The sequence below is a fragment of the Rhodobacteraceae bacterium Araon29 genome, assembly GCA_039640505.1.
Lineage (GTDB): Bacteria > Pseudomonadota > Alphaproteobacteria > Rhodobacterales > Rhodobacteraceae > CABZJG01.
The window spans coordinates 431,087-456,030 of the sequence record CP046865.1 but is presented as its reverse complement, the minus strand read 5'-3'; the positions used below and the strand labels follow the sequence as shown (position 1 = coordinate 456,030).

22 protein-coding genes and 1 pseudogene are annotated in these 24,944 nt (G+C 51.0%); 7 read left to right on the top strand and 16 right to left on the bottom strand.

The features are described from left to right. Positions 1-32: 32 nt before the first annotated feature. The 7 genes from GN278_02015 to pyk all read right to left on the bottom strand — a co-directional run bounded on the left by GN278_02015 (position 33) and on the right by pyk (position 6,716). Complete coding sequence (locus tag GN278_02015; GenBank protein ID XAT59704.1) at positions 33-2,432, bottom strand: phenylalanine--tRNA ligase subunit beta; 2,400 nt, start codon at positions 2,430-2,432, stop codon at positions 33-35. Further along, positions 2,429-3,214 (bottom strand): hypothetical protein, encoded by a 786-nt coding sequence (locus GN278_02010; protein ID XAT59703.1) that lies wholly within the window; start codon positions 3,212-3,214, stop codon positions 2,429-2,431. Before GN278_02010 ends, GN278_02015 begins: the two co-directional genes overlap by 4 nt. Continuing rightward, entirely contained in the window at positions 3,214-4,287 is a 1,074-nt protein-coding gene (gene pheS / locus GN278_02005) for a phenylalanine--tRNA ligase subunit alpha (protein XAT59702.1), read from the bottom strand. Before pheS ends, GN278_02010 begins: the two co-directional genes overlap by 1 nt. 75 nt (positions 4,288-4,362) lie before the next feature. Continuing rightward, complete coding sequence (locus GN278_02000) at positions 4,363-4,512, bottom strand: hypothetical protein (protein XAT59701.1); 150 nt, start codon at positions 4,510-4,512, stop codon at positions 4,363-4,365. Positions 4,513-4,577: 65 nt separating this feature from the next. Then, complete coding sequence (gene rplT, locus GN278_01995; protein ID XAT59700.1) at positions 4,578-4,940, bottom strand: 50S ribosomal protein L20; 363 nt, start codon at positions 4,938-4,940, stop codon at positions 4,578-4,580. Between the two features lie 13 nt (positions 4,941-4,953). After that, a complete protein-coding gene (gene rpmI / locus GN278_01990) occupies positions 4,954-5,154 on the bottom strand; it encodes a 50S ribosomal protein L35 (GenBank protein XAT59699.1) in 201 nt (66 codons plus the stop codon). Positions 5,155-5,270: 116 nt separating this feature from the next. Beyond that, entirely contained in the window at positions 5,271-6,716 is a 1,446-nt protein-coding gene (gene pyk / locus GN278_01985; GenBank protein XAT59698.1) for a pyruvate kinase, read from the bottom strand. 150 nt (positions 6,717-6,866) lie between these two features. On the opposite strand from pyk, the gene GN278_01980 reads away from it, so the two are divergent. Both GN278_01980 and GN278_01975 read left to right on the top strand, forming a co-directional pair. Next, the gene (locus tag GN278_01980; GenBank protein XAT59697.1) at positions 6,867-7,607 is read left to right on the top strand and encodes an N-formylglutamate amidohydrolase; all 741 of its coding nucleotides are present in this window, start codon (positions 6,867-6,869) and stop codon (positions 7,605-7,607) included. A 24-nt stretch (positions 7,608-7,631) separates the two neighbouring features. Next, the gene (locus tag GN278_01975) at positions 7,632-7,949 is read left to right on the top strand and encodes a DUF1244 domain-containing protein (protein ID XAT59696.1); all 318 of its coding nucleotides are present in this window, start codon (positions 7,632-7,634) and stop codon (positions 7,947-7,949) included. Here the strand turns inward: GN278_01975 and GN278_01970 are convergent. Then, positions 7,946-9,274 (bottom strand): glutamate--tRNA ligase, encoded by a 1,329-nt coding sequence (locus GN278_01970; protein XAT59695.1) that lies wholly within the window; start codon positions 9,272-9,274, stop codon positions 7,946-7,948. The genes GN278_01975 and GN278_01970 overlap by 4 nt on opposite strands. A gap of 171 nt (positions 9,275-9,445) precedes the next feature. Between GN278_01970 and GN278_01965 the strand changes: the two genes are divergently transcribed. The 3 genes from GN278_01965 to arsH all read left to right on the top strand — a co-directional run bounded on the left by GN278_01965 (position 9,446) and on the right by arsH (position 12,265). Next, positions 9,446-10,687: an FAD-dependent oxidoreductase gene (locus GN278_01965; protein ID XAT59694.1), complete on the top strand. Its 1,242-nt coding sequence runs from the start codon at positions 9,446-9,448 to the stop codon at positions 10,685-10,687. A 237-nt stretch (positions 10,688-10,924) separates the two neighbouring features. After that, the gene (locus GN278_01960; GenBank protein ID XAT59693.1) at positions 10,925-11,449 is read left to right on the top strand and encodes a short-chain dehydrogenase; all 525 of its coding nucleotides are present in this window, start codon (positions 10,925-10,927) and stop codon (positions 11,447-11,449) included. A 156-nt stretch (positions 11,450-11,605) separates the two neighbouring features. Beyond that, positions 11,606-12,265, top strand: a complete 660-nt coding sequence (gene arsH, locus GN278_01955; GenBank protein XAT62498.1) for an arsenical resistance protein ArsH — start codon at positions 11,606-11,608, stop codon at positions 12,263-12,265. Positions 12,266-12,382: 117 nt separating this feature from the next. On the opposite strand, the gene GN278_01950 is transcribed toward arsH, so the two are convergent. From GN278_01950 to GN278_01920, 7 genes and pseudogenes are all read right to left on the bottom strand, one after another. After that, positions 12,383-13,597, bottom strand: coding sequence for an AMP-binding protein (locus GN278_01950; protein ID XAT59692.1), 1,215 nt, complete (start codon positions 13,595-13,597; stop codon positions 12,383-12,385). A 125-nt stretch (positions 13,598-13,722) separates the two neighbouring features. Continuing rightward, positions 13,723-14,547 (bottom strand): ATP-binding cassette domain-containing protein, encoded by an 825-nt coding sequence (locus tag GN278_01945; GenBank protein XAT59691.1) that lies wholly within the window; start codon positions 14,545-14,547, stop codon positions 13,723-13,725. A 65-nt stretch (positions 14,548-14,612) separates the two neighbouring features. After that, on the bottom strand, positions 14,613-15,911 hold the full coding sequence (locus GN278_01940) for an ABC transporter substrate-binding protein (protein ID XAT59690.1): 1,299 nt from the start codon (positions 15,909-15,911) through the stop codon (positions 14,613-14,615). 102 nt (positions 15,912-16,013) lie between these two features. Further along, on the bottom strand, positions 16,014-17,102 hold the full coding sequence (locus GN278_01935) for a branched-chain amino acid ABC transporter permease (GenBank protein ID XAT59689.1): 1,089 nt from the start codon (positions 17,100-17,102) through the stop codon (positions 16,014-16,016). Between the two features lie 3 nt (positions 17,103-17,105). Further along, positions 17,106-18,019: pseudogene (locus GN278_01930) on the bottom strand (branched-chain amino acid ABC transporter permease). Positions 18,020-18,063: 44 nt separating this feature from the next. Beyond that, the gene (locus tag GN278_01925; protein XAT59688.1) at positions 18,064-18,879 is read right to left on the bottom strand and encodes an ATP-binding cassette domain-containing protein; all 816 of its coding nucleotides are present in this window, start codon (positions 18,877-18,879) and stop codon (positions 18,064-18,066) included. An 11-nt stretch (positions 18,880-18,890) separates the two neighbouring features. After that, entirely contained in the window at positions 18,891-20,846 is a 1,956-nt protein-coding gene (locus GN278_01920) for an AMP-binding protein (GenBank protein ID XAT62497.1), read from the bottom strand. Between the two features lie 209 nt (positions 20,847-21,055). Here GN278_01920 and GN278_01915 point away from each other — a divergent pair, with 209 nt between their 5' ends. Together GN278_01915 and GN278_01910 are read left to right on the top strand one after the other, a co-directional pair. Next, positions 21,056-22,942: a response regulator gene (locus GN278_01915; GenBank protein ID XAT62496.1), complete on the top strand. Its 1,887-nt coding sequence runs from the start codon at positions 21,056-21,058 to the stop codon at positions 22,940-22,942. After that, positions 22,939-23,643: a response regulator gene (locus GN278_01910; GenBank protein XAT59687.1), complete on the top strand. Its 705-nt coding sequence runs from the start codon at positions 22,939-22,941 to the stop codon at positions 23,641-23,643. Before GN278_01915 ends, GN278_01910 begins: the two co-directional genes overlap by 4 nt. Positions 23,644-23,713: 70 nt before the next feature. Here GN278_01910 and GN278_01905 read toward each other — a convergent pair whose 3' ends face one another. Further along, positions 23,714-24,913 carry a hydantoinase/carbamoylase family amidase gene (locus GN278_01905; protein ID XAT59686.1) on the bottom strand — a complete coding sequence of 400 codons (1,200 nt, stop codon included), beginning with the start codon at positions 24,911-24,913 and terminating at the stop codon, positions 23,714-23,716. Between the last annotated feature and the right edge of the window lie 31 nt (positions 24,914-24,944).

Sequence of the window (24,944 nt, the reverse complement as noted above, 5' to 3'; positions counted from 1 at the left end):
CTCCTGACCCAGAGTTCGATGCCTAAGCGGCGTTATTCTCGTAAGTCGCCGCCTGTGGCCTTCAATACTTTTTCAATGATTTTCTGGCTCGCGGCCTCAATATCCTGATCCGTCAAAGTGGCTTCGGTCGGCTGCAACCGCGCCCTTAAAGCGATTGATTTCTTACCCTCGCCCAAACGGCCTCCGATGAACTCGTCAAAAACCCGCACCTCTTGGATCAGGGCCTTGTCCGCTCCGGCAGCAGCATTGACCAAGGTATTCGCCTCAACGCCCTGATCAACAACAAAAGCAAAATCCCGCTCGACTGCTTGCAAATCACTCAGGTGTAGCGCCGGCCGTGTAGCCGAGGTGTTGCGCGGCATTGGAACCGCTTCGGGCCAGATGGTAAAGCCCATGGCCGGTCCTTTGATATCAAGCGCAATCAATACCTTGGGATGGATTTCACCAAAAACGGCCAGTGTTTTCTTGGGCCCAAGGCAGAACCGCCCATGCCGTCCGGGGTGCCACCATTCGGCCCCTTCGCGCTGGATTTGCATTTTGGCTGGGGCACCAATGGCGGCAAGCACCGCTTCCGCATCCGCTTTAGCATCATAAAGATCTACGGGCCGTGCCTCGCCGTGGACATCTTTGGGACCGGTCTGGCCAATCAGCAGACCGCTGACCTGTAAATGCTGTTCCTCAGGTTCGCCGCCGTGAAAAGCAGGGCCCACCTCAAACAGCGCCATATCAGAAAAGCCGCGCGCCTGATTACGGCTGGCCGCTTGCAAGAGGCCGGGCAGCAGGTCGGGGCGCATATGGCTCATTTCCGAACTGATCGGGTTTTCCAGCATAGAGGCATCACCCCCGCCGCCAAAAAGCACCGCCGAGGCATGGTCAATAAACGAATAGCTGACGCATTCATTATAGCCCAAAGCCGCCATGGTGCGCCGCGCGATCTGTTCACGTTTTTGCATCGGGGATTGGATTTGTTTGGGCACACCGACAGTGCCGCGCGGCAAGGCTTTGCCTTGCAACTGGCTGAGCGAGGCAATGCGCGCCACTTCTTCAACCAGATCAGCTTCTCCCATGACATCGGGACGCCAGCTTGGCACCTGCGCCATATCACCATCCATGACAAAACCAAGCGCTTCAAGCGTGTCGCGCTGGGTCTGGGGGGCGATTTCCATCCCCACAAGCGATTGCACACGGTCGGTGTCCAATCGGTAGGCCCGCGCATGATCTGGCAGTTGGCCGGCCATAACAACATCCGATGGGGTGCCGCCGCAAAGGTCGATAATCATCTGCGTGGCGGCCTCGACCCCTGTGGGGGTCCATGCGGGGTCAATCCCACGCTCGAACCGGTAGCGCGCATCCGAATTAATCTTCAAAGCGCGGCCGGTATAGGCGGTGCGCACAGGGTCAAAAAAAGCCGCTTCCAAAAACACATCCGTGGTCTCATCGGTACATCCAGAATGCGAACCGCCCATGATCCCCGCAAGGCTTTCGACCTGATTTGCATCAGAAATCGCCGTCATCCCTTCGGCCAGTGTATAATCTTTGTCATCCAGTGCGGCAAAGCTTTCACCGCCTGTGGCGCGGTGAATGCGCAAACTGTTACCGGCAACTTTGGCAGCATCAAAGACGTGCAGTGGCCGATTGCTGTCGTAGGTAAAGAAATTGGTGATATCGACCAAAGCCGAAATCGGCCGCAAGCCAATCGCTTTCAGCCGGTCTTGCATCCATTGCGGGCTAGGGCCGTTTTTTACGCCCTTGATAACGCGGCCAAAAAAGACCGGGCACTGTTCAAGCGTATCTTCGTCAATGCTCACAGATATGGGGCAAGAAAACTCACCCTTAACCGCTTTGACATCCTGCGGTTTCATCTGGCCAAGTCCGCGCGCTGCCAGATCGCGGGCGATGCCGCGCACGCCCAGCGCATCGGGCCGGTTGGGGGTGATGGCTATTTCGATCACCGTATCAACCTTGGCCGGATCATTGGTGGCAAGCCAGTCGGTAAACCGCGCGCCAACCTCGCCCGAAGGCAGTTCAATGATGCCGTCATGTTCATCCGACAGCTCCATTTCACGCTCAGAGCACATCATGCCAAAGCTTTCGATGCCGCGGATTTTTCCCACCCCGATGGTGGTATCAATGCCGGGCACATAGGTACCGGGCTTGGCAATCACCACCGTGATGCCCGCGCGGGCATTCGGGGCGCCGCAGATGATCTGACTTGAGCCTTCATCGGTGTCGACCTGACAGACCTTTAGTTTATCCGCATCGGGATGCTTTTCCGCCGAGATTACTTTGCCGATGGTAAAATCTTTGAGCCGATCACCAGGGTTTGAGACCTCTTCAACCTCAAGCCCCAAATCGGTCAGCGCATAAAGAATATCCTCTAAGGTTGCCTCGGTTTCGAGGTGGTCATAGAGCCAAGAAAGGGTGAATTTCATGGGTGCATCCTGTCTTTGACGTGGACAAGCCAATTGGCAAGTTCGATGGTTCGCATTTCGGGCTGTAAATCGGCCAGTGTCGTGCCAATACGCGCCGCAGCATTGGGATCGGTTTCCGCAAGGATAAGGTCCTCAACGATATGAGCCTTTTTTTCAAAAAGAGTGCCGGGTTTTTTCAAGTAACTGGCAATATCTGCGCTTTCCAGTTCGGGGTGATATTGAGCCCCCCAAAAGTCTACACCGTCATGAGCATAGGCAAAGGATTGCACAGGCGAGTGGTCATTTTCAGCCAGCAGCAAAGCCCCCTTGGGCAATTGCTTGACCTCATCGCGGTGGATACAAGGCACGGAATATGTATCAGGGCGGCCTATTAAAGCCGGATGCGCTTTTCCAGCATCGGTTTTACGCGTGGCGCGCGCCACACCGACCTCTAATCCATTAGGAGAGGCGTGCAAGCTGCCGCCAAGCACGACCGCCGCCAGCTGCAGTCCATTACAGCTGCCCCAGCTTGCAATTCCTTTTGCAAAAACAGTTTCCATTGCCCGTCTTTGCGGCGCTGCTTCGGCCGCATCGGCAGACCACGCCACGCCCGAGCCGGTAAAGATTACACCGTCGATATCATCCAAGCTGTCCGGCTCTATGTCTGCGACATAGGGTGAGGCAATACGGATGTCCAAATCGGGATCAATTACCGCAAGGCATTTTTGAAAACCGCGCGCAGCTGCGCCCCCGAGGGCTATCATATCCGGCGTGTTCGCCTCTATGATCAAAAGAGCCGTCATCAGCGGCTTAGCCCGCCATGCAAGGTGGGCTGATCCAATGCGGCAAAGCCATAATGGCGCAGCCAGCGCAGATCGCTGTCAAAGAAAGACCGCAGATCAGGGATGCCGTATTTCAGCATCGCGATACGGTCGATGCCCATACCAAAGGCAAATCCCTGCCATTCGTTGGGGTCTATGCCACCCGCCGCCAGAACCTTGGGATGTACCATACCAGAGCCGAGGATTTCCAGCCAATCATCGCCTTCACCCACCTTTAGCTGACCGCCCGCCCAAGAGCAGCGGATATCAACCTCGGCAGAGGGTTCGGTGAACGGGAAATGCGACGCGCGAAAGCGCAGATCGACATTATCAACCTCAAAAAACGCTTTGACAAACTCTTCCAGCACCCATTTGAGGTTGGCCATCGAGATGTCTTTATCAACTGCAAGCCCTTCGACCTGATGAAACATCGGCGTGTGGGTTTGATCATAATCCCCGCGGTAAACGCCGCCCGGGCAAATCACCCGCACCGGGGCGCCAGTTTTTTCCATGGTGCGAATTTGAACCGGGCTGGTATGGGTGCGCAGCACGTGTGGCGGGCGATTATCGCCCTCGGCGCGGTGCATATAAAACGTGTCCATTTCAGCGCGGGCCGGATGATGGCCGGGGATGTTCAGCGCATCAAAATTATACCAATCAGTATCAATACGCGGCCCTTCGGCCACGGCAAAGCCCATATCGGCAAAGATTGCGGCGATTTCTTCCATGACCTGCGATATTGGGTGAATGCTGCCCTGCCCCCGTCGGCGCGATGGCAAAGTGACATCCAGCCATTCGGTGCGCAGCCGCGCGTCCAGCGCTGCATCCGCAAGCGCTGACTTGCGCGCTGCCAGCGCCGAATTGAGTTCATTTTTCAAAGCGTTCAGCGCAGGACCGGCCACTTGCCGTTCTTCGGGGGTCATTTTGCCCAGCTCGCGCATTTTAAGGCTGACTTCGCCTTTTTTGCCGACAGCCGCCAAGCGCACGGCTTCCAATGCGTCCTCATCGGTTGCATCGGTAATGGCCGAAATGTATTTGTCGCGCAGCTCTTGCATCGTGACCCTCCGTTACGTCAGACCTTTGCTATCATACTGAATGACCAGTGCAAGGTGGCACGGCCCTGCACAGCGCTAGAAAATAGATTTTCGCCCATGCAACTCGACCATTTTGCGCAGGTCTTTGGTCATGCCATTGGCCGACATCAAGTCATGGTTCAATTTGTTGATTAGTAAATTGTCGGTGCGAGGCATGTAATCTCGAAAATAATTTTCTTCAGCCACAAAATATTCATAAAAAAAGCTGCCCAGAAATCATGGGCAGCTTTCTTACAGAATTTTATGGATTATTAAGCTAGAGCCGCTTTCGCCTGATCAACAATCGTAGCAAATGCTTCGGGCTCATGCACGGCCAGATCGGCCAGAACTTTGCGGTCAACTTCAACACCGGCCAAGTTCAATCCATTGATGAACCGTGAATAGGTCAAAGCCTCATCATGGCTGCGCACGGCCGCATTGATCCGCTGGATCCACAGCGCACGGAAATTGCGCTTGCGGTTGTGACGGTCGCGGGTAGCGTATTGATTGGCTTTGTCAACAGCCTGCGCCGCCACCTTAAAGGTGTTTTTACGGCGGCCATAATAGCCTTTGGCTTGCTTGACGATTTTCTTGTGGCGGGCGTGGGTAACTGTGCCCCCTTTAACGCGTGACATATTTCAAACCCTCCTATCGCGAATACGGCATCATCGACTTGATGATTTTTTCATCAGGCGTCGACATGACTGTTGTACCGCGTGCATTGCGGATGAATTTGGTTGAGCGTTTGATCATTCCGTGACGCTTACCGGCTTGTGCGGATTTCACACGGCCGCTGGCAGTCACCTTGAACCGCTTTTTGCAGCTCGATTTGGTCTTCATCTTAGGCATTTCCGTCTCCTATTCTTTGGGTCGGTTCCCGCGCGACTCGGCATGCCCTTCGGCCGGACGCGCAATAAGAGCTGCCGTATAGGTCGGCTCGGGGCAAAGCGCAAGTAAAAACTGGCTTAATCGGGGTCTGTGGCGTAGATCATCCGCTCGTCGCAGGGCGCAACCCGCAGGATATTTGTGGTGCCGGGAATATTAAACGGCACTCCAGCGGTAATCACCACCTGATCGCTTGCCGTGGCATAGCCCTCGGCTAGGGCGGCGCGCACGGCGCTGACCACAGCTTCTTTAAAGCGCTGCTTCGGCTGGGATTGAACACAGTTAATGCCCCAAGATAACGCTAATCGGCGCGCCGTACCGTTCAACGGCGTCATGGCAATAATCGGTACCCTAGGCCGCTCGCGCGCGGTCAAAAGCGCTGTTGTACCGGACTGGGTATAACAGCAGATCACTTTGATATCGGTGGTTTCCGCAATTTCACGCGCGGCAGCGACAATTCCATCGGCCACTGACTGCCGTTTGGCCGAGCGCGAAGCCTCGATAATTTCGGTATAATTAGTGTCGCTTTCCACCTCGACCGCCACATTGTCCATGGTTGTCACCGCTTCCACAGGATAGCTGCCGGCGGCAGATTCGGCAGAAAGCATAATCGCATCGGCGCCTTCATAAATCGCCGTGGCCACATCCGATACTTCAGCCCGCGTTGGCATTGGGCTATCGATCATCGATTCGAGCATTTGGGTGGCAACAATCACTGGCTTTGCGGCTGCACGGCATTTGCGTACCAGACGTTTTTGAATGGGCGGCACGTTTTGCACCGGCAGTTCGACACCAAGATCGCCGCGCGCCACCATAATACCGTCCGAGACGTTTAGAATATCATCGAACCGGTCCACTGCCGCAGGCTTTTCAATCTTGGATAGGATCGCGGCGCGGCCACGGGCAAGTTCACGCGCTTCAAGTAAATCTTCGGGCCGCTGCACAAAGGAAAGCGCCAGCCAGTCAACGCCAAGGTCGCAGACAAATTCAAGATCTTTGCGGTCTTTTTCAGATAGCGCCGCCAAAGGCAGCACAACATCGGGCACATTGACGCCTTTGCGGTTGGAAATAGTCCCACCGGTTACAACGGTGCAGTTGGCAAAATCCGAACCGCATTGGTCAACTTTAAGCCGGATTTTACCATCATTGACCAGCAAATGTGCGCCCGGCTTAAGGACTGAGAATATTTCCTTATGCGGCAGTTGCACGCGCTCAATTGAGCCTGCGGTATCGTCAAGATCCAGCCTAAAAGAGGCACCCTCAACCAATTCTTCTTCGCCATTGGCAAATTCACCAACCCGCAATTTTGGTCCCTGTAAATCTGCCAGAATTCCAATCGGGCTACCAAGATCTTCTTCTACCTGACGGATTGTACGGTGCCGGTTGGCAATCTCATCATGCGCTCCATGGCTCATATTAAGCCGGAACACATCTGCCCCCGCTTCGTGCAGGGCGCGGATTGTATCATAACTGTCGGATGCGGGGCCAAGCGTTGCAACTATTTTTACATTGCGGTGGCGTCTCATTTACTGTTCCTTTTCAACTTCCTAACGGATAGCACAAACGGGCTGGTTTAAACCACCGGTGATATTGTTAGCGATAACATGGGCGCTTATGCACCATTTCCATTTTGCGTACAACTGATCTATGTAATGAGCAAAAAAGGTGTCACCTCTATGACATATCAGCCCTATGAGATTATTAATGCCGCCGCAAAATCACAGTGGTTGGTGATCTGTGATCATGCAACAAATGTTGTCCCTGATACGGTGAACGGGGGAACATTGGGCATTGCTGCGGCAGATATGCAGCGCCATATTGCCTATGATATCGGGGCCAAGGGCGTGGCGCGGACGCTTGGCACTATCCTAAAGGCCCCTGTGGTGTGTTCAAATTTTTCCCGTTTGGTGATTGATCCCAACAGGGGCGAAGATGACCCAACCTTGCTGATGAAGCTCTATGATGGGACAATTATTGACGCCAACAGATATGCGGATGATACCGAAAAAGAGCGACGGCTAAAGGCATTTCACCGACCCTATCACCGTGCTATCGCAACGACTGCGGCCGCGCTTGATGATCCGGTGATCCTATCCATTCATTCTTTTACCCCGCAACTGAAAACCAAACCGATGCGCCCTTGGCAAATCGGCGTCCTGTCTGCCGAGGATCGCCGCTTTACCGACCCGCTGCTGGCACGGCTGCACCGCGAAAGCGATCTTTGCGTGGGCGATAACCAACCTTACCGCGGCGATCTGCCCGGTGATGCAATCGACCGGCATGCGTTGCAGCATGGCCGCTTGAACGCGCTGATTGAGTTGCGCAATGATCTGATTGCCGCGCCAGAAGATCAACAAAAATGGGCCGCACGGCTTGCCCCTATCTTGCAAGACACGCTGAAGGGGTTATCTGTTTAAGGGTCATGTCAACAGGAGACGCAGATGGATAGGCAAACCCAACTTGAACTTGAAGCCGCCGCGTTTCGCGCGCTGCGCAGCCATTTGATGGAAAAACGCACGGACGTGCAAAATATCGACCTGATGAACCTAGCCGGATTTTGCCGCAATTGCCTGTCGCGCTGGTATCAGGAAGCGGCAGCAGACAAAGGCATCGAGATGTCGAAAGAGGCTGCGCGTGAGGCATTTTACGGCATGACCATGGACGAGTGGAAAACCAAATATCAGACCGAGGCAAAGCCCACGCAAGAGGCGGCCTTCGACAAGGCCTTTGAAGAAAATGTTGGCTCAAAGGGTGATTAGCCATTTTTGGCTTTGATCACCTGCAACAAAGGCATCACCGACGCCATATCAGGCCCGTGCGCCTGACCTGTCAATGCAAGGCGAAGCGGCATGAACAGCGATTTTCCCTTACGTCCACTGGCGGCTTTCACTTCGGCGGTCCAAGCAGACCATGTGCCATCATCAAACGGGCCATCAGGCAATAGCGCAAGCGCTTGATCCACAAAATCGCGGTCTTCGCCGGCCACCACCGGCTCTGCGCCCTGTGAAAAGAGCTCCCACCAAGCGGCCAGATCATTCAGCGTGCTAATATTATCGCGTGTGACCTTCCAGAAGTTTTCTGCCAGCGCATCCGGCACACCTGCTGCTGCAACCGCATTGGCCACCGCCTCAAGCGGCAGGTTTTGCAAATGCCGCGCGGTGAGAGGCATTAGGTCTTCTACATCGAATTTTGTCGGCGCCGAGCCGAACTGCGACAGCTCAAAGCCCGCGGCCAATTCCCCAAGATCATCGCGCAATTCAACCGGCTGGCTTGATCCAAGCCGTGCCATCAAACTGGCCAAAGCTTCCGGTGCAATGCCGCGCGCGCGCATGTCGCGCAGCGCCAAAGTGCCAAGCCGCTTTGACAGCGCTTCGCCCTGCGGTCCTGTCAGCAACGAATGGTGGGCAAACTGCGGCACTGCTCCGCCCAAAGCGCGGATCATCTGAATTTGGGTAGCTGTGTTGGTCACATGGTCCGATCCGCGCACCACATTGGTGATGCCCATTTCCACATCATCCACCACTGAGGCCAGTGTATAAAGATATTGGCCATCACCGCGGATCAGCACCGGATCGGAAACACTCGACGCATCAATTGAAATATCGCCCAATATGCCATCGGCCCATTCAATCCGCGTGGGGTCAAGCTTGAACCGCCAATGGCCTTGGCCGCGTTCGGCCCGCAGCGCGTCTTTTTCCGCATCGCTCAACTTAAGCGCCGCGCGGTCATAAACCGGCGGCTTGCCCATGTTGAGCTGTTTTTTGCGCTTTAGGTCAAGCTCGGTCGGGGTTTCAAAACATTCGTATAAAAGTCCCATCTCGCGCAGCTTGTCGGCAGCAGCGTCATATTGTGCAAGCCGCTCAGATTGGCGCTCAATCCGGTCCCATTGCAGACCAAGCCATGTCAAATCCTCTTTAATCGCATGGACATATTCGTCTTTCGACCGCTCGGGGTCTGTATCATCAATGCGCAGGATAAACGTACCGCCCACTTTGCGGGTGATCAGATAATTCATCAATGCCGGACGCATATTTCCCACATGCAAATAGCCGGTCGGCGATGGGGCAAAACGAGTGATGGTCATAAAGCTCTCCTATTGCCGCATGCTCTTTCACATAGATACCGATTTGTCCAGTCAGAGCCTGTACTCGGATGGCCGGCTGAGGCCTATACCAGCTTCTGAAAGGCAGTGAAAAACCAATTTACCAAGATGGCAAAACCTGATCTATCTTGGATAAATTCAGGATGTTGTAAGATGGCAAAACCAATCATTGTTATCGGGGCCGGTATCTGCGGGGTTTCGACCGCGCTCTGGCTGCGCCGCTCTGGTCATGAGGTGATGCTCATTGATCAAAACGCACCGGGCACAGGGGCGTCTTTTGGCAATGCGGGCCTGTTGGCGCAATGGGCGATTGTGCCGGTGACCGAGCCCGGACTTTGGCGGCATATCCCGCGCTATCTGATCGACCCGATGAGCCCGCTTTTTGTCAAATGGCGCTATCTGCCCAAACTGGCACCATGGCTGGCCCAATTTCTGCCGCATGCTGCAGCCGATAAATCCCGCGCAATCACCGAAGCCCTAATCCCGCTTATCAGTGATGCGGTGGATCAACACAAAGCTATGGCCAAAGGCACATCTGCCGAAAACTGGATTGCCGACAGCGCCTTTAGTTACGCCTATCGAAATCACTCGGCCTTTGAGGGTGATGCCTATAGCTGGGCGATGAAAAAAGCCGCTGGGATTATCCCCGAGGTAATTACAGGCGCTGCCGTGCGAGAGCGTGAACCGATCTTAGGACCGGCAATCAGCTGCCTGGCGGTGCTCAAAGGTCAAGGCCATATCCTAAATCCGCTTGGCTATATCACCGAACTGGCAGCAGTATTTGCCGATATGGGGGGGAAGTTCCTCCAAACAAAGGTACAGGATTTTGAGCGCAGCGGCGATAAAACCCAAGCTGTGCTCACCGATCAGGGACGGTTTGAATGTGAAAAGATCGTGGTCACCGCCGGTATCTGGTCGCGCGCTTTGATGGGCAAGTTAGGGCTTAATGTGCCGCTTGAGGCCGAGCGCGGCTATCATGTGATCTATAAAAATCCCTCTCAAATACCGCGCAACCCAATGATGATGACCACTGGAAAGTTCGGTGTCACCCCGATGAGCGATGGGCTGCGCTGCGCTGGGACGGTGGAATTAGGCGGTATTGAGCTTGGCCCAAGCAAAGCGCCGATCAAGCTGCTGCGGCGCCGTGTTGCCGAAGCTTTCCCGCAGTTGCGCTATGGGTCCACCGAAGAATGGATGGGGTTTCGCCCCTCGACCCCCGACAGCCTGCCACTGATTGGCGAACTTGGGAAAAGCGGCATTTTCACCGCTTTCGGTCATCAGCACATTGGCCTGACAGCCGGGCCCAAAACCGGCCGCCTAATCGCGGATATTATCGATCAGCGATCTCCGAATATGGATATACGCCCCTATGATCCGCAGCGGTATAAACGATAAGAACCGATCTGGCTTTGGTATAAAACCGCGTTAGAAACTCGCGCTAAGCCGCCTTTCATCCGCTGCTCTGCTGAGCTTGCTTTGGCTGAGCTAGGCAGTTAGCGTGTCTCTAATTCAAAGCGATACTACTTATGGAATCCTTACAAACCACCCATTTTGGTGAACAGAAATATATTTTAACCATGTCACCCCGTAATCATCCAAGCCGTTCTCTCGATCAATTGAGCGGGCTTTATTATGACCAATAACGCATCGCAGCGGCGGTTCCTTGTGGTTGGTGGCACAGGCATGCTTGCACCTTTATGTCAGGCCCTGCCGCCCAAAGAGCTGGTTATCGCCGCCCGTTTTGTGTCGCATCACTCGCAACTTTTAACATTTTCCAACGCGGTTCAGCGGGTAGAACTCGATTATCACTCTGTCCCCTCAGCCAACGGGTTTTTGCAAAATCTGGCACTTTGGCCGAATATGCAGAGCTGCATCCTTTGGGTTCATTCGCCTGCGCAAAGCTTTTCCCAAGCGGTGATCCAAGCCTTTGCACAGCGTCGAAAGCCGCCACATATCATCGAGGTGCTTGGCTCACAAGCAACACCAACAGATCTAAGCCATATTGAGAAGTTAAACTTGATCCGGCGCACCACGGTCCGCTTGGGCCGCCATCAAGAACCAACCGGATGGCGCTGGCTCACCCACCGGGAAATAAGCGCGAAAGTGGCATTGCCATTGATGAAAGATCATCCCACGCTGGGGTTAGATAGGATATAAGGTCGGTGGCTTTGCCGCTTGACGATCTACCCTATTTCAATCAGGCTATTACATTAGAAATTTATAGCTTTATTGATTTTCAATTTTTCCACGAAGGGCGTAACCAAAATCGACCCCCCCGGCCGCAATGCGAACCCACAAATTGCCAACCCAAACATCTGCTTGGATGCTTTTAGGGACATCAATCATGACCGGCTTTTCAATGTCGATGCAGGGGCCTACCCTGTGCGTATTCTTTTGCTTTATGGATCGCTCAGGGATGAATCATATAGCCGCAAAGTCACCGAAGAAGCAGCCCGGATTTTGCGCAGCCTTGGGGCCGAGACAGTTATGTTTGATCCCACCGGCCTGCCACTGGTGGGCACCAAAGATGGCGATGCGCACCCCAAAGTGCTTGAGCTGCGCGAGCAGGTCATACACTGCGATGGCATGGTCTGGTGCTCGCCCGAACGGCACGGCGCAATGACAGGCCTGATGAAAAGCCAGATCGACTGGATCCCCTTATCGCTGGGGGCGGTGCGCCCGACCCAAGGCAAAACCTTGGCTGTGATGCAGGTCTGCGGCGGATCGCAAAGTTTCAACACGGTCAATCAGCTGCGTATTTTAGGGCGCTGGATGCGGCTTTTAACAATCCCAAACCAATCCTCTGTGCCGGCGGTCTATAAAGAATTTGACCGGTCCGGCCGTATGAAGCCAAGCCCGCGCTACGACCGGATTGTTGATGTCATGGAAGAGTTGATGAAATTCACACTGCTGACCCGTGGAAACCGTAGTTATCTGACAGAGCGATACAGCGAACGTAAATCAAAGCTGTAGTTTAGGATGCGCAGCAGCGGCATAAAAACGAGCGGTTTTGGCGCTAAAGACCGGTGATTTCCCACCACCGCGATAATGATGCGATACCGACGCAATACCGACATGCCATTTTCGGCCTTAATCGTAGCTGCGTTGATCTTCGATCACCAGACCGTCGCGGGGCAATCCGCCGGGGCGAATAAGCTCAATCTGGCCCTTTAGTTTGAGCGTTGAGGCTACGGTTGTTTCATAATGTGCCGCTTCTGTGGCCTCAGTTTCGATCTGCACGGTCATGGCATCCATTTCACCTTCGCGGCGCGCAATGACCCGTGCGCGCTCGACTTCGGGATGCGCCTCGACCAGCGCCGCCACCTGTTCAGGGCGCACAAACATGCCTTTGATTTTGGTGGTTTGATCGGCGCGGCCCATCCAGCCTTTGATCCGCATATTGGTGCGCCCGCAGGGGCTTTGGCCCGGCAGAACAGCACTTAAGTCCCCGGTTGCAAAGCGAATTAACGGATAGTCGGGATTAAGCGTCGTGACCACAACCTCGCCCACTTCTCCCTCAGGGACCGGATTTCCCGTGCCCGGGGTGACGATCTCAACCAGCACGCCTTCGTCGACAATCATGCCCTCCATCGCGGGGCTTTCATAAGCGATATTGCCCAGATCGGCCGTGGCATAACTTTGCAGGCAAGTGATCCCGCGATCGGCATATTCAGCCCTTAGTGAAGGGAACAGCGCACCGCCGCCCACGGCCGCCTTGGTGATCGTCAAGCGCTCGCCCATTTGATCGGCCTTATCAAGGATCACCTTAAGATAATCGGGCGTTCCTGCATAGGCGGTGCAACTGATATCAGCCGCCGCACGCACTTGTAATTCGGTCTGCCCAACCCCCGCCGGCACCACCGCCGCCCCCACTGCGCGCGCACCACTTTCAAAGATCAAGCCAGCAGGCGTTAAGTGATAGCCAAAACAGTTTTGCACGATGTCACCTTTGCCGATACCCAGCGCATGCAAGACACGCCCCATACGCCACCAGTCTTTGTCGATGCCGCCCGGTTCATAGATTGGACCTGGAGATTGAAAAATATGCGCAAAATCAGAAATTTTCCGGGCGTTAAATCCCCCCAAAACATTTCCCACTGTTTGGGCTTTGGTCAGAACAGATTTGCGCAGCACGGGAAGCAAAGCCAAATCTGAAAGTGTTTTTACGGCTGAGGCGTCAACTTCTTGAAACGCCTCATTATATCCAGAAAGTGCTTCTGCCCGGACAATTTGCTTGGGCAGTTGCTCTGCGATATCAGCGATCCGCTTATCATTATTGCGGGTTTCCAAGTCATCAAAAAACATCGTCTACTCGCTCTTTCTTTCCAATCAGCCAATATTTTTAAATTTTTCTTTGCAGCAAATACTTAACTGAAACATACGCTCTAGCCCGCTACTTTTATTATAGATTTCACCTCTATAGGGCGTGACTAGTTTAGCCAGCGTTTGCGTCTACGGTAGCTGCGTACATTTCTAAAAGACTTGCGGCCTTCATCTGAGACCCCAAGATAGAACTCCTTCACATCCGGGTTTTCCCGCAAATCCGCTGCCGGTCCGTCCATGACCACCCGGCCAGATTCTAGTATATAACCATAATGCGCATAGCGAAGGGCAACATTGGTATTTTGCTCTGCCAGTAAGAATGTAACGCCCTCTTTTTCATTCAAATCCCGTACAATTTGAAAAATTTCTTCTACGAGCTGCGGTGCGAGCCCCATTGACGGCTCATCCAAAAGAACTGTTTCAGGCTTTGACATCAGGGCCCGACCGATGGCGACCATTTGCTGTTCACCACCCGATGTATAGCCCGCCAGTGCTTTGCGGCGCTCTTTCAGACGTGGAAAATAACTGTAAACCAACTCCAAATTCTGGTTGATTTCTGCGCGGCTCGCTTTTCGCGTATAAGCTCCGGTTAAAAGATTTTCTTCAACTGTCAGGTGGCCAAAACAGTGCCGGCCTTCCATTACTTGGATCACCCCTCGGCGGACCAGTTCAGCTGGTGAAAGCCCATAAACAGGTTGATCGCGGTAAATCACCGAGCCTTTTGTGACCTCTCCCCGCTCTGAAAGCAGAAGGTTTGAAATAGATTTTAATGTAGTGGATTTTCCGGCGCCATTGCCACCAAGCAGGGCTGTAATGCCGCCTTTTGGAACTTGCAGGCTCACACCTTTAAGCACCAAAATAACGTGGTTGTAAATCACTTCTACGTTGTTGACTTCAAGCAACGTCTCTTGGGATTTGGCGGTATCTAGCATAACGTTTTATATCCAGCTGTTCATAACCCGGCGCGGAGCAAATCCGCGCCGGATAAGTGACTTGATTAGTTACAAGTTTGGGTTTGCCATTCGGGCTTGTCAGCAACATATTTGGCTGCTGCATCTACCAGCAAAGGCTTAACGATGTCAGCCATTGGCGCGATTGGGTCCGTTATTTTAACCCAATCTGAACCATCCCACTGCTGCATGAACACAGAACCGCCACCTTCGTGGTCCTTACAGTCACCCTTCAGGTCACCTGCAAATCCGGGTAGGCCAAGTTCTGCCATGCGAGCCTGATCGAGTACGAAGTTTTCTAGTCCATCGCGCATGTCAGCACCTGTAATGACAGTCTTTCCTGTCATTTTCTGGGCTGTGGCAATCGCTTCCGCCACGATAACCGCATTGTAAAGTCCACGATTGTAAAGAACGTTACCAACCGTTGAAGGATCCGCCAGAGAATTTCCTGGCTCAACAACGTATTTGATTATGTCTTGCAAGGCAGGAAAATCAGTGCCGATGCCAGAAAAGTTGGATCCAATGTAACCTTTTCCTACTTCACCAACTGGAACAAGGTCAGCATGAGCTGAAGCCCACCAGTTTCCTATAAAGTGGTCCATTGGGAACCGGATTTTCGCCGCTTCTTTGACCGCTGTTGCGTTCATAGCGCCCCAACCCCACATGATCATCCAATCCGGGCGTTCTTTACGGACATTCAACCACTGTGCAGATTGGTTTTGAGAGTCTTTAAAGGCAACTGGGAACATAGCAACCTCAAAACCCAGCTCGGGTGCGAGTTGTTCAAGTAGAGGAATAGGCTCGCGTCCATATCCACCATCTAGATAAATGAAACCGATTTTCTTTCCAGCGAGGCCGCCCCGACCGTCGATATATTTCAGAATTGATGACATTTGGGACCAGTAAGAAGTCGGATAATTAAATGTCCAAGGAAATGTTTCACCTTGTGCCACGGCAGACAATCCATAGCCCATGGAAAGCACAGGAATTTCATCAACGGGTGCTTTGGGGATCAACTGCAAGGTAATGCCGGTGGAGTAAGGGTTGTATACCAAGGCGCCTTTGCCTTTGGTAGCTTCGTAACATTCTACGCCCTTTTGCGCATTATATGCAGTCTCGCACTCCTCAACCTCTACTTTAACACCGCCAATACCGCCATCCCGAGCGTTCAGCATTGCCATGTAATCTGCAAAACCGTTCCCAATTGGTACACCACCTGCTGCAAATGGTCCTGTTCTATACGAAAGTGACGGTACATACAGTGTATCTTCTGCCTGTGCCACGCTAAACGAGGCACCAGCTACAACAGCAGCGATCACCGCACTGTTTAAAAGCTTTTTCATCATCTTATATTCTCCCTATTTACGAATAGCATTCCGCTATTCCTTTAAGCGGAACCAAGACTTAAATCGTTGGTGCGGTTCCAATTACACAACGATTTTGCGGACCTAATGTGGAAAAGGCCAGATCCTAAGCTTCTGCTTTACAAGCTGCCAGAACCGAGCGAGCCCATGTGGTTCCTTAATCAGAATGAAGACAATCATTACACCTATTGCAACAAGCGAGAAGTTCTCCATAACGGCAGCGTTAATACCGAACATTTCCCGTCCAATCTCTTTACAGATCAGCGGGAAAGTCCAGATAAAGGCAGCCCCCATATAGGAACCAGTTATAGAGCCCAATCCCCCCAAAATCACCATGAATAGATACAGAAATGAATGGTTCACATCGAAGCTTTCAACCTCAGCTGCTCCAAGCCACAAGAAAATCATCAAAGCGCCTGAAACGCCACAAAAGAAAGATGAAACAGCAAATGCGGAGAGCTTTGCACGCAAAGGCCGCACCCCAATCAATTCAGCTGCGATGTCCATATCGCGTATCATCATCCAGCTTCTTCCTATTCGCCCTCTTACGATATTTCCGGCAATGATTGTCATCACAATCAAGATCGTCAAAACCACAAGATACCGCGCAACCGGTTCCGCCGCAGCACCCGTGATGACGACACCGAACAATTCGCGTTGAGGTACCTCAATCGCACCAGACGGGTTAAAGTTGTACAGCCAAGGAATACGGATAAAACACCACTCGAGAAAAAACTGTGCTGCAAGTGTTGTTACAACAAGGTAAAATCCCTTGATCCTGAGGCTTGGCAAACCAAAAAGTGCTCCAACAGCTGCCGACACAAACCCACTTAAGAAAATGAGTAGTATTATGTTAACATCAGGGAAATAAGTCGTCAGTTTATAACACGAATACGCACCAACGCCCATAAACGCACCTGTTCCGAGGCTGATTTGGCCCGTAAACCCGACCAAGATATTCAATCCTATTGTCGTGATTGTAAAAATTAAAACCGGGATCATTATGGCGTTCAGTGCAAACCCATACTCCAAACCCGGGATTCCGAAAAACGGAATGTAAAGATATGCGATGGCAAGCCAAATGCCTATGCCTACTTTATCCTGACGAATAGGAAACGCTTGAAGATCTTCTTGATAGGTTGCCTTGAACTGGCCTGCTTCGCGGTAAAACATCGGCTACACCCTTTCGATAATTTTTTCGCCAAACAGGCCTTGTGGCCGGTACAGCAAGAAGACAAGAGCAATCACATAGGCGAACCAGCCCTCGACCCCCGAGCCAAACAGTGGGCCCCAGTATATTTCAAAGACTTTTTCGCCTATGCCGATGATTAAGCCTCCGACAATGGCCCCGGGCACAGATGTGAACCCCCAAGAACAAGAACTGGTAGCGCTTTAAGAGCAATAATCTGCAGTGAGAAACTTACATCTGAACGCGCGCCCCACATAATTCCAGTCACCAAGGCAACTATACCTGCAGCAAACCATGTAATTACCCAAATATGATTAAGGGAAATTCCGACGGACAATGAGGCCTGATGGTCATCGGCAACAGCTCTTAAGGCACGGCCAACCTTTGTTTTTGAGAAAAAAAGTGCCAACCCGATGATGAGAACCGCGGCAATCACTGCGGCAGCGATGTCTATGTGTTGGAAAATTACCAAACCTCCGCCCGGCTCCCACACAGACGATCCGCTGGGCAGAAACAATTCCTTGGTGATCATGGTTTTGGTTTCACCACCAAATATCCATTGCCCCATCCCTATGAGAATATTCGTAAGCCCAATTGTCGCCATAAACAAAATAATGTCGGGTTGATTGACAAGATTTCGCAAAATCAAACGCTCAACAGAGTAAGCCAGCGCATACATAGTGGCGAGCGTCAATAATAGGGCTAACCATGCTGGCACCCCGAGTTCATGCAATCCAACAAGGGTCAAGCCAGAAAACACAACCATAATGCCCTGAGCGAAGTTGAATATCCCAGACGCTTTAAAAATAAGAACAAAGCCTAGTGCGATAAGCGCATAAAGAATGCCTGCGACAAAGCCTTCCCATAGGACTTGCATCAAAAAGTCAGGCATTTGCCACATCTGAACAAATGGATCGGCGAAAATGCCGTAAATTATATCGCCCATTAGTGCTCTACCCCCAGATATGCATCGATAACTGCCTGATTTTTCTGAACCTCATCTGGTGTGCCATCCGCCAGCATTTTTCCGTAGTCTAAAACTACCACACGATCGGCAAGATCCATCACGACGCTCATATCGTGTTCAATCAGAGCAATGGTTGTGCCATATTGTTCATTTACATCCAGAATAAAACGGGACATATCTTCCTTTTCTTCCACGTTCATTCCTGCCATCGGTTCATCAAGCAAAAGCAGCTTCGGCTCCATGGCCAGCGCACGCGCCAACTCTACCCGCTTTTGCAAACCATAAGGCAGGCTGCCAACCGGTGTCTTTCTAATCGCCTGAATTTCTAGAAAATCAATTATTTCTTCACACTTGCGCCGATGTTCCACTTCTTCGTCTAAAGCTGGTCCAACGCGAAGCATTTGCCAAAAGAAGTTCTTCTTCATCATTAACTGACGGCCAGTCATCACGTTTTCAATAGTTGTCATACCATGGAATAATGCAATATTTTGAAAAGTCCGGGCAATGCCTTGCTCAGCTATTTCATAGGGCTTCATCGAGGGGCGCTTTTCTCCACGAAACCAAACCTCTCCCTCTTGAGGGTGATAAAAACCGTTAATCACATTTAACATGGACGATTTGCCGGCACCATTCGGGCCAATAATGGCGCGAATCTCTCCTTCGTGTATGTCAAACGACGCATCTTTGATGGCCACAACACCACCAAATCTAAGAGTGATGTTCTTCATCTCCATGATCACACCACCTATGGTGCGGCCGTCTTCTGTGACATAATTTGTCGCTGTATCGTTCACCTGCTCACCCTCTATTCCGCTGCCATGGTCGTTGACCCGGTTGCTACGGGCACATCGCATATCTCTAGCGTTGCGGTTATTTTTCCTTTTCCACCATCTTCATATGTCACCTCAGTTTCGGTGTAGACGCTTTTTGATCCGTCATAGAGCGCCGTTACCAGATCTTCGAATTTTTCGCCGATAATCTTACGTCGTACCTTTCGAGTGCGCGTAAGCTCGCCATCATCTGCATCCAGTTCTTTGTGCAGCACTAAGAACCTGTGGATTTGACAACCAGATAACATCGTATCCTGCGCCACAGATCGGTTCACTTCTTCGACATGCGTTTTTATGGCCGTCAAAACTTTTGGGTGGCTCGCAAGTTCTTGATAGCTTGAATAGGCAATGTTGTTGCGTTCAGCCCAATTACCCACCGCATTTAAATCTATATTGATAAACGCAACGCAGCGATCTTTGCCTGCCCCAAACAGTACAGCTTCCAGAATTCTGGGGTAGAATTTTAGTTTGTTTTCCACATACTTAGGCGCAAACATCGAACCATCTGCCAACTTGCCTACATCTTTTGCCCTATCAATAATTCGAAGGTGCCCAGTACTTTCCTCGAAAAAGCCCGCATCCCCTGTGGCAACCCATCCTTCGGGATCTTTGGTTTCTGCAGTGCTCTCCGGGTTCTTGTAGTACTCTACAAATGTACCTGGACTGCGATAATATACCTCGCCATTATCACCTATTTTAACCTCTACGCTGGGGCTCGGCACCCCAACTGTATCACTCTGGACTTCTCCGTCTGGCTGTTGGGTAATAAAAACGCTTGCCTCAGTTTGGCCATATAGCTGTTTCAGATTGATGCCCAACGAACGATAGAAATCAAAAATTTCCGGACCTATAGCTTCACCTGCCGTATAACCGACCCGTACGTTTGAAAATCCCAAGGTATTTTTCAAAGGACCATATATGAGCATCTCGCCTACGGAATATTTGATGCGATCCCAAATACCCACTTGCTTGCCATCCAAAATAGCTGATCCGAATTTACCAGCATGCGCCATAAAGTAGTCGAATAATGCCTTTTTGAAGCGGCCAGCATCTTCCATCCGTATCATGACGGTTGTGAGTTGGCTTTCAAACACCCTTGGAGGCGCAAAATAATAGCTCGGACCAATTTCGCGCAAATCAGTGGCCATGGTTTGGGCGCTTTCGGGACAGTTCACACAAAAACCAGTCCACGGAGCTTGGCCCATGCTGAAAATAAAATCACCCACCCAGGCCATTGGCAGATAGGCGAGCACCTCTTCATTTGCACCAAGTTTATCAAACTCACTTGAGGATTTTGCTGTTTCTATGATGTTGCGATTCGAAAGAACCACGCCTTTGGGCCGTCCGGTCGTACCCGATGTATAAAGCATGACGCAGGTTGTATCGTAGGTCAGTGCCGAAATGCCATTATCGAGCTTTGCTTTGGCCTGATCACTTGCTGCGCGGCCCTTTGCTTGAACATCGGCATACGCATGAAGACGGGTATGATCATACTTTCGCATACCACGCGAATCTAAGTATATCATATGCTCAAAGCTTTCTAGCTCTGACTGAATCTCCAACACTTTATCAACTTGCTCTTGATCGCCGGCCACTACAAAGCGAGCGCCGCAATGCGATAGAACATAAGTCATTTCTTCGGCCACCGCGTCTTGATACAGCGGAACAGGTGTTGCGCCTACCATTTGGGCAGCAATCATGGACCAATATAGATAGGGTCGATTCCGGCCTATAATTGCCATATAGTCACCCGGACCAACGCCTAGGTCGGCAAACCCAAGAGCAAGATCCGTGATTTCCTTTTCCGCTTCAGACCACGTCCAGCTTTGCCAAATCCCCAGCTCTTTTTCCCGATAGGCGGGTGCATTCGCTATCGCTTTAGCATTGCGACGTAAAAGCGCTGGAATGGACTGCAGTCCATCACCGCCCATAGACGATTCTAACAACGATGTTGTCCTCCCTGATTTGTGCATTTTGCACATAATTTTAATGGAAGCGTCACTGCCAATGATTTCCGAAAGATTTCCGAAATCTTACAAATTGTTACAAGAGGCTACTTTTGCTAGCTGTTACCTGTCTGCTTTGCTAGCCAATAAAGGGGAGGTCACGCATGGACACTGACATCGGCAATACAGCTGCAATGACGAGAGCGGGTTTGAACTTGATTCAACAAGCTATGTCTATTTATGATGACAAACTTCAATTGGTTGTTTGCAATCGCCGGTTTGGAGAGATGTTTGACTTACCTTCGCATCTTTTAACGCGGGGGGCCAAATTCAAAGATACAATCCAACATTTGGTTGAGCATGGCGAATATGGCAATGTCGGGGACATAGCTAAATTTGTTCAAGAAAAAATTGATACAGCCCGTGCTTTTGAGCCGCATTATGTCGAACGCGTTAGGGCCAATGGTCAGATCATCAGCGTCGAGGGCGCACCACTTTCACAAGGGGGGTGGGTCACAGTTTACACCGATATAACCAGGATCAAACGTCAGGAAAACATGCTGCGCGGCCATTCTGAAGAGCTCTCTGGTCAATTATTATCCTATGCGGAAGAACTGGCTACAAAAAACCGTCAGCTAGAGGCCACGAATGCAGCCCTTGAGCAAGCAAAGCGCGAATTAACCGCGATCGAAGCACGCACGCGGCTAACAACTGAAATGATGCCAGCTCATATCGCGCATGTAGATCTTGACCGCCGCTATACATATTCCAACAGAAAGCTATCTTCTGTGATGCCGGAAAGACCCTCTGATATAATTGGAAGAACCGTTGCAGAAACGCTTGGGGCACAGGCCTATGCTCAACTTAAGAGCAAACTCAATCGTGCTTTTCAGGGCGAAGCAAATGTTTTCGAATTTAATGACAATCTTAGCTCTCGGCGCATTCGGACCGCATTAACCCCAGACGAAAAAAATAGTAAAATTGTTGGGGTCTACATTTTATCTATGGATGTTACCGAAGAAACACAGGCTAGATCAGCCCTTCAACAAGCAAGCAAACGCCAAATGGCAGCCCAACTAACAAATGGCTTAGCTCATGATTTTTCCAATTTGCTGACCATCATAATGGGTGCGCAAAGCCGTCTTGATACACTAGATTTGCACCCAGACGCTCAATATTTAATTGATGCGACAAAGGATGCTGCTGCGCGCGGAGGAGCGTTACTTAATACAATTGCAGATATGACCGACACTCGAAAGTTGAATCCAGAAGATACTCATATTCCAACTCTTTTTGAGCGTCTAACAAGTCTAGCAAGGTCAGCGCTTCCACAAAATATTGAACTGGTTATCAAAAATGACATGCCGAGCGAAAATTACCTTTTGGACAACGGAATGTTGCAGGATTCTTTACTTAACCTAATTCTCAACGCCCGGGATGCACTGGCAGGTAGCGGTAAAATAACTCTCAGTTCTCAAGAGATTAAAAACACATGGATTGAGTTTACTGTTACAGACACTGGGCCTGGATTTTCACAAGATGCGCTAAAAAATGCAATGAACCCATTTTACACCACCAAAGGTACAGAAGGCACCGGCCTTGGGTTATCGATGGTTTATGATATGGCCAAACTGTCAGGTGGTGAGGTTATTTTGAACAATAACTATGCAGGTGCACGCGTTGTCCTGCGGTTGCCTCAACGCGATGTGATTGAACTGACTAAACCCGGTTTGATTCTTTTGGTTGAAGACAATCCAGCCCTACGTGACAATGTCAGATTAATGCTCACAGAGTTAGGCCATGCAGTCGTAGAGGCAAATTCAGCCATAGAAGCACAAAGCCTGATAAAAGGCCTGCCAGAAATATCACTCATTTTGTGCGACCTGCGGTTAGAAGGACAAGAAACAGGCGTTGATCTGGCCACCAATCTTAGCAGTTCTGCACCGCCTATAATCTTTATGACCTCTCTCCCTGCATTAGATAATTTGCATCAAGATGCCTTGCGCCTAGGAACGGTCTTGCCGAAACCCTTTGATGCCACCACCTTGAAACTTATTTTACAAAACGGGCACGCTTTATGACTGAACCACTGGTGACAATTTTGGATGATGAGCCCGCAATCCGCTCAATGCTTGCGAGTGCGCTAAACGAAGCGGGATTTAGAACCATGGCCTTTGCTCGCGCTACAGAATTTGAAGCATCATTAAGAACAGCGACACCGGATGTGTGCCTTGTTGATCTTGGTCTTCCTGACCGAGATGGGCTGACACTAGTGCACCAATTGGCATTAGAGCAGGGTGCAATCGTAATTATTATTTCAGGTCGTGCGCAGGTCCAAGATCGGGTGACGGGCCTAGAACTGGGAGCTGATGATTATATCATTAAACCCTTTGACCCCAGTGAAGTCGTGGCCCGCATACGTGCAAGGCTGCGCAAAGACAAATCAGCCAATACCGCCAGCACTACCGCCCGGTTTGAAGGTTGGATTGCGCATTTTGATCGTTATATGCTTGAAAATGATAGCGGACAAGAAACCCCATTTTCTCATGCAGAAGGTGAAGTACTCCGTTTATTTTTAGAAAGCCCAAAGCGATTGATAAGTCGTGCTCATATGCAAGAAACTCTTGGCGGCGCCGCAGGTGAAAGTTTTGATCGTGCAATGGATGTTCGAATTTCCAGATTACGCACCAAGCTGAATGAAGATCCCAAAAACCCACAGCTTATCAAAACAATCTATGGTGCCGGATATATATTTCTTGGAGATGTCCGTTGGGAAAGATAGGCCTTGCACTGATTTTGCGTTAGCGTTTGAATGGATGCCGCACTTTGCAGCTTTCAACGCAAAAATTATTTTAAGTTCGTTGATCAACAGCCCTTGCTAACACCCTAAGACCCGTGACCAGATCATCTTCTGCTGTGTCTTCAGAAAAGTCATGGCTAACCCCATTAATGGAAGGGACAAAAAGCATTGCTGTAGGCATAAGCTCGGCAACATTTGTCGCATCATGCAAAGCGCCAGACACCATACTACGCCATGCATTTGGAGTTATTTCACCTGCACTTGCTTTTAATGCCTGCTGCAGTTTTTCATCCATTTTAACCGGATCAAGTCCGCGTAGTGTTCCAAAAGACAGTGCCATTTTTTGATCTCTTGCAATTTCGCTGGCAGTGTCACGAACAACATTTTCCATTTGCTGTAAACGATGCGCATCACCATCTCTCCATTGCATCGAAAACATAACACTGCCAGGAACGATTGAGGCAGCATTTGGATGCAAGGCAACATGCCCAATGGTCCAAACAGTTTGAGGGGTGACTATATTTCTAAAACGGTCGTTGAGCAGTTGGTTAAATTTGGCTAGCGCCTGAAATGCATCTTGCCGTACGTCCATTGGGGTGGTGCCTGCGTGGTTTTGAGCCCCGCAGAAGGTTATGTTTAGGTCCCGAATTCCAACAATATCTGTAACCACGCCAATTTTTTGCCATGCCCGATCTAAACTCGGGCCTTGCTCGATATGCATTTCTACAAATCCATTGAAATGGCGCGGATCGATAAAGTCACCACAACGATCCCCAAGTGTTTTGCGCGCGTCAGAAAAGCTTATGCCAGTCCGGTCAACAAGTTGGTCAGCGCTTTCCAAAGAAAGCTGGCCGCTCCAAACCGCGCTGCCAGTTGTCACACCAAAGCGCCCCTCTTCGTCTTGAAAATTGACCACCGAAACTGGCGGTCCACCCTGCTCTTTACTCGCCCTAGCGATTTCAAGCGCGGCCATAACCCCCAAAGCGCCATCCAGCCAGCCGCCTTCTGGCTGGCTATCTGTATGGGATCCCAGCAAAAGGCTTTTTTCAGGCGCAAGACCAAAAAGATTTCCAACCGGATCAAACCGCGCATCCAAGCCTGCGCTTTGCATTTGCTGTGCAATCCAATCACGTGCGGCGATGTCTTGGGGACTAAAAGCCGGACGCACAACCCCTTTGCCCACTCCCGAAGAACCAAATTCTCGCAGTTGGTGCAAGGATTTTAGAAATCGTTTGGGGTTTACTTGAAACATCATCATCTCCACTTTCGTGGATTGTGACCTG

Coding starts and splice junctions, on each gene's coding strand:
- GN278_02015 (XAT59704.1), bottom strand. CDS start 2,432: ATGAAATTCACCCTTTCTTGGCTCTATGACCACCTCGAAACCGAGGCA.
- GN278_02010 (XAT59703.1), bottom strand. CDS start 3,214: ATGACGGCTCTTTTGATCATAGAGGCGAACACGCCGGATATGATAGCC.
- pheS (XAT59702.1), bottom strand. CDS start 4,287: ATGCAAGAGCTGCGCGACAAATACATTTCGGCCATTACCGATGCAACC.
- rplT (XAT59700.1), bottom strand. CDS start 4,940: ATGTCACGCGTTAAAGGGGGCACAGTTACCCACGCCCGCCACAAGAAA.
- rpmI (XAT59699.1), bottom strand. CDS start 5,154: ATGCCTAAGATGAAGACCAAATCGAGCTGCAAAAAGCGGTTCAAGGTG.
- pyk (XAT59698.1), bottom strand. CDS start 6,716: ATGAGACGCCACCGCAATGTAAAAATAGTTGCAACGCTTGGCCCCGCA.
- GN278_01980 (XAT59697.1), top strand. CDS start 6,867: ATGACATATCAGCCCTATGAGATTATTAATGCCGCCGCAAAATCACAG.
- GN278_01975 (XAT59696.1), top strand. CDS start 7,632: ATGGATAGGCAAACCCAACTTGAACTTGAAGCCGCCGCGTTTCGCGCG.
- GN278_01970 (XAT59695.1), bottom strand. CDS start 9,274: ATGACCATCACTCGTTTTGCCCCATCGCCGACCGGCTATTTGCATGTG.
- GN278_01965 (XAT59694.1), top strand. CDS start 9,446: ATGGCAAAACCAATCATTGTTATCGGGGCCGGTATCTGCGGGGTTTCG.
- GN278_01960 (XAT59693.1), top strand. CDS start 10,925: ATGACCAATAACGCATCGCAGCGGCGGTTCCTTGTGGTTGGTGGCACA.
- GN278_01950 (XAT59692.1), bottom strand. CDS start 13,597: ATGTTTTTTGATGACTTGGAAACCCGCAATAATGATAAGCGGATCGCT.
- GN278_01945 (XAT59691.1), bottom strand. CDS start 14,547: ATGCTAGATACCGCCAAATCCCAAGAGACGTTGCTTGAAGTCAACAAC.
- GN278_01940 (XAT59690.1), bottom strand. CDS start 15,911: ATGATGAAAAAGCTTTTAAACAGTGCGGTGATCGCTGCTGTTGTAGCT.
- GN278_01935 (XAT59689.1), bottom strand. CDS start 17,102: ATGTTTTACCGCGAAGCAGGCCAGTTCAAGGCAACCTATCAAGAAGAT.
- GN278_01920 (XAT62497.1), bottom strand. CDS start 20,846: ATGGGCGGTGATGGACTGCAGTCCATTCCAGCGCTTTTACGTCGCAAT.
- GN278_01915 (XAT62496.1), top strand. CDS start 21,056: ATGACGAGAGCGGGTTTGAACTTGATTCAACAAGCTATGTCTATTTAT.
- GN278_01910 (XAT59687.1), top strand. CDS start 22,939: ATGACTGAACCACTGGTGACAATTTTGGATGATGAGCCCGCAATCCGC.
- GN278_01905 (XAT59686.1), bottom strand. CDS start 24,913: ATGTTTCAAGTAAACCCCAAACGATTTCTAAAATCCTTGCACCAACTG.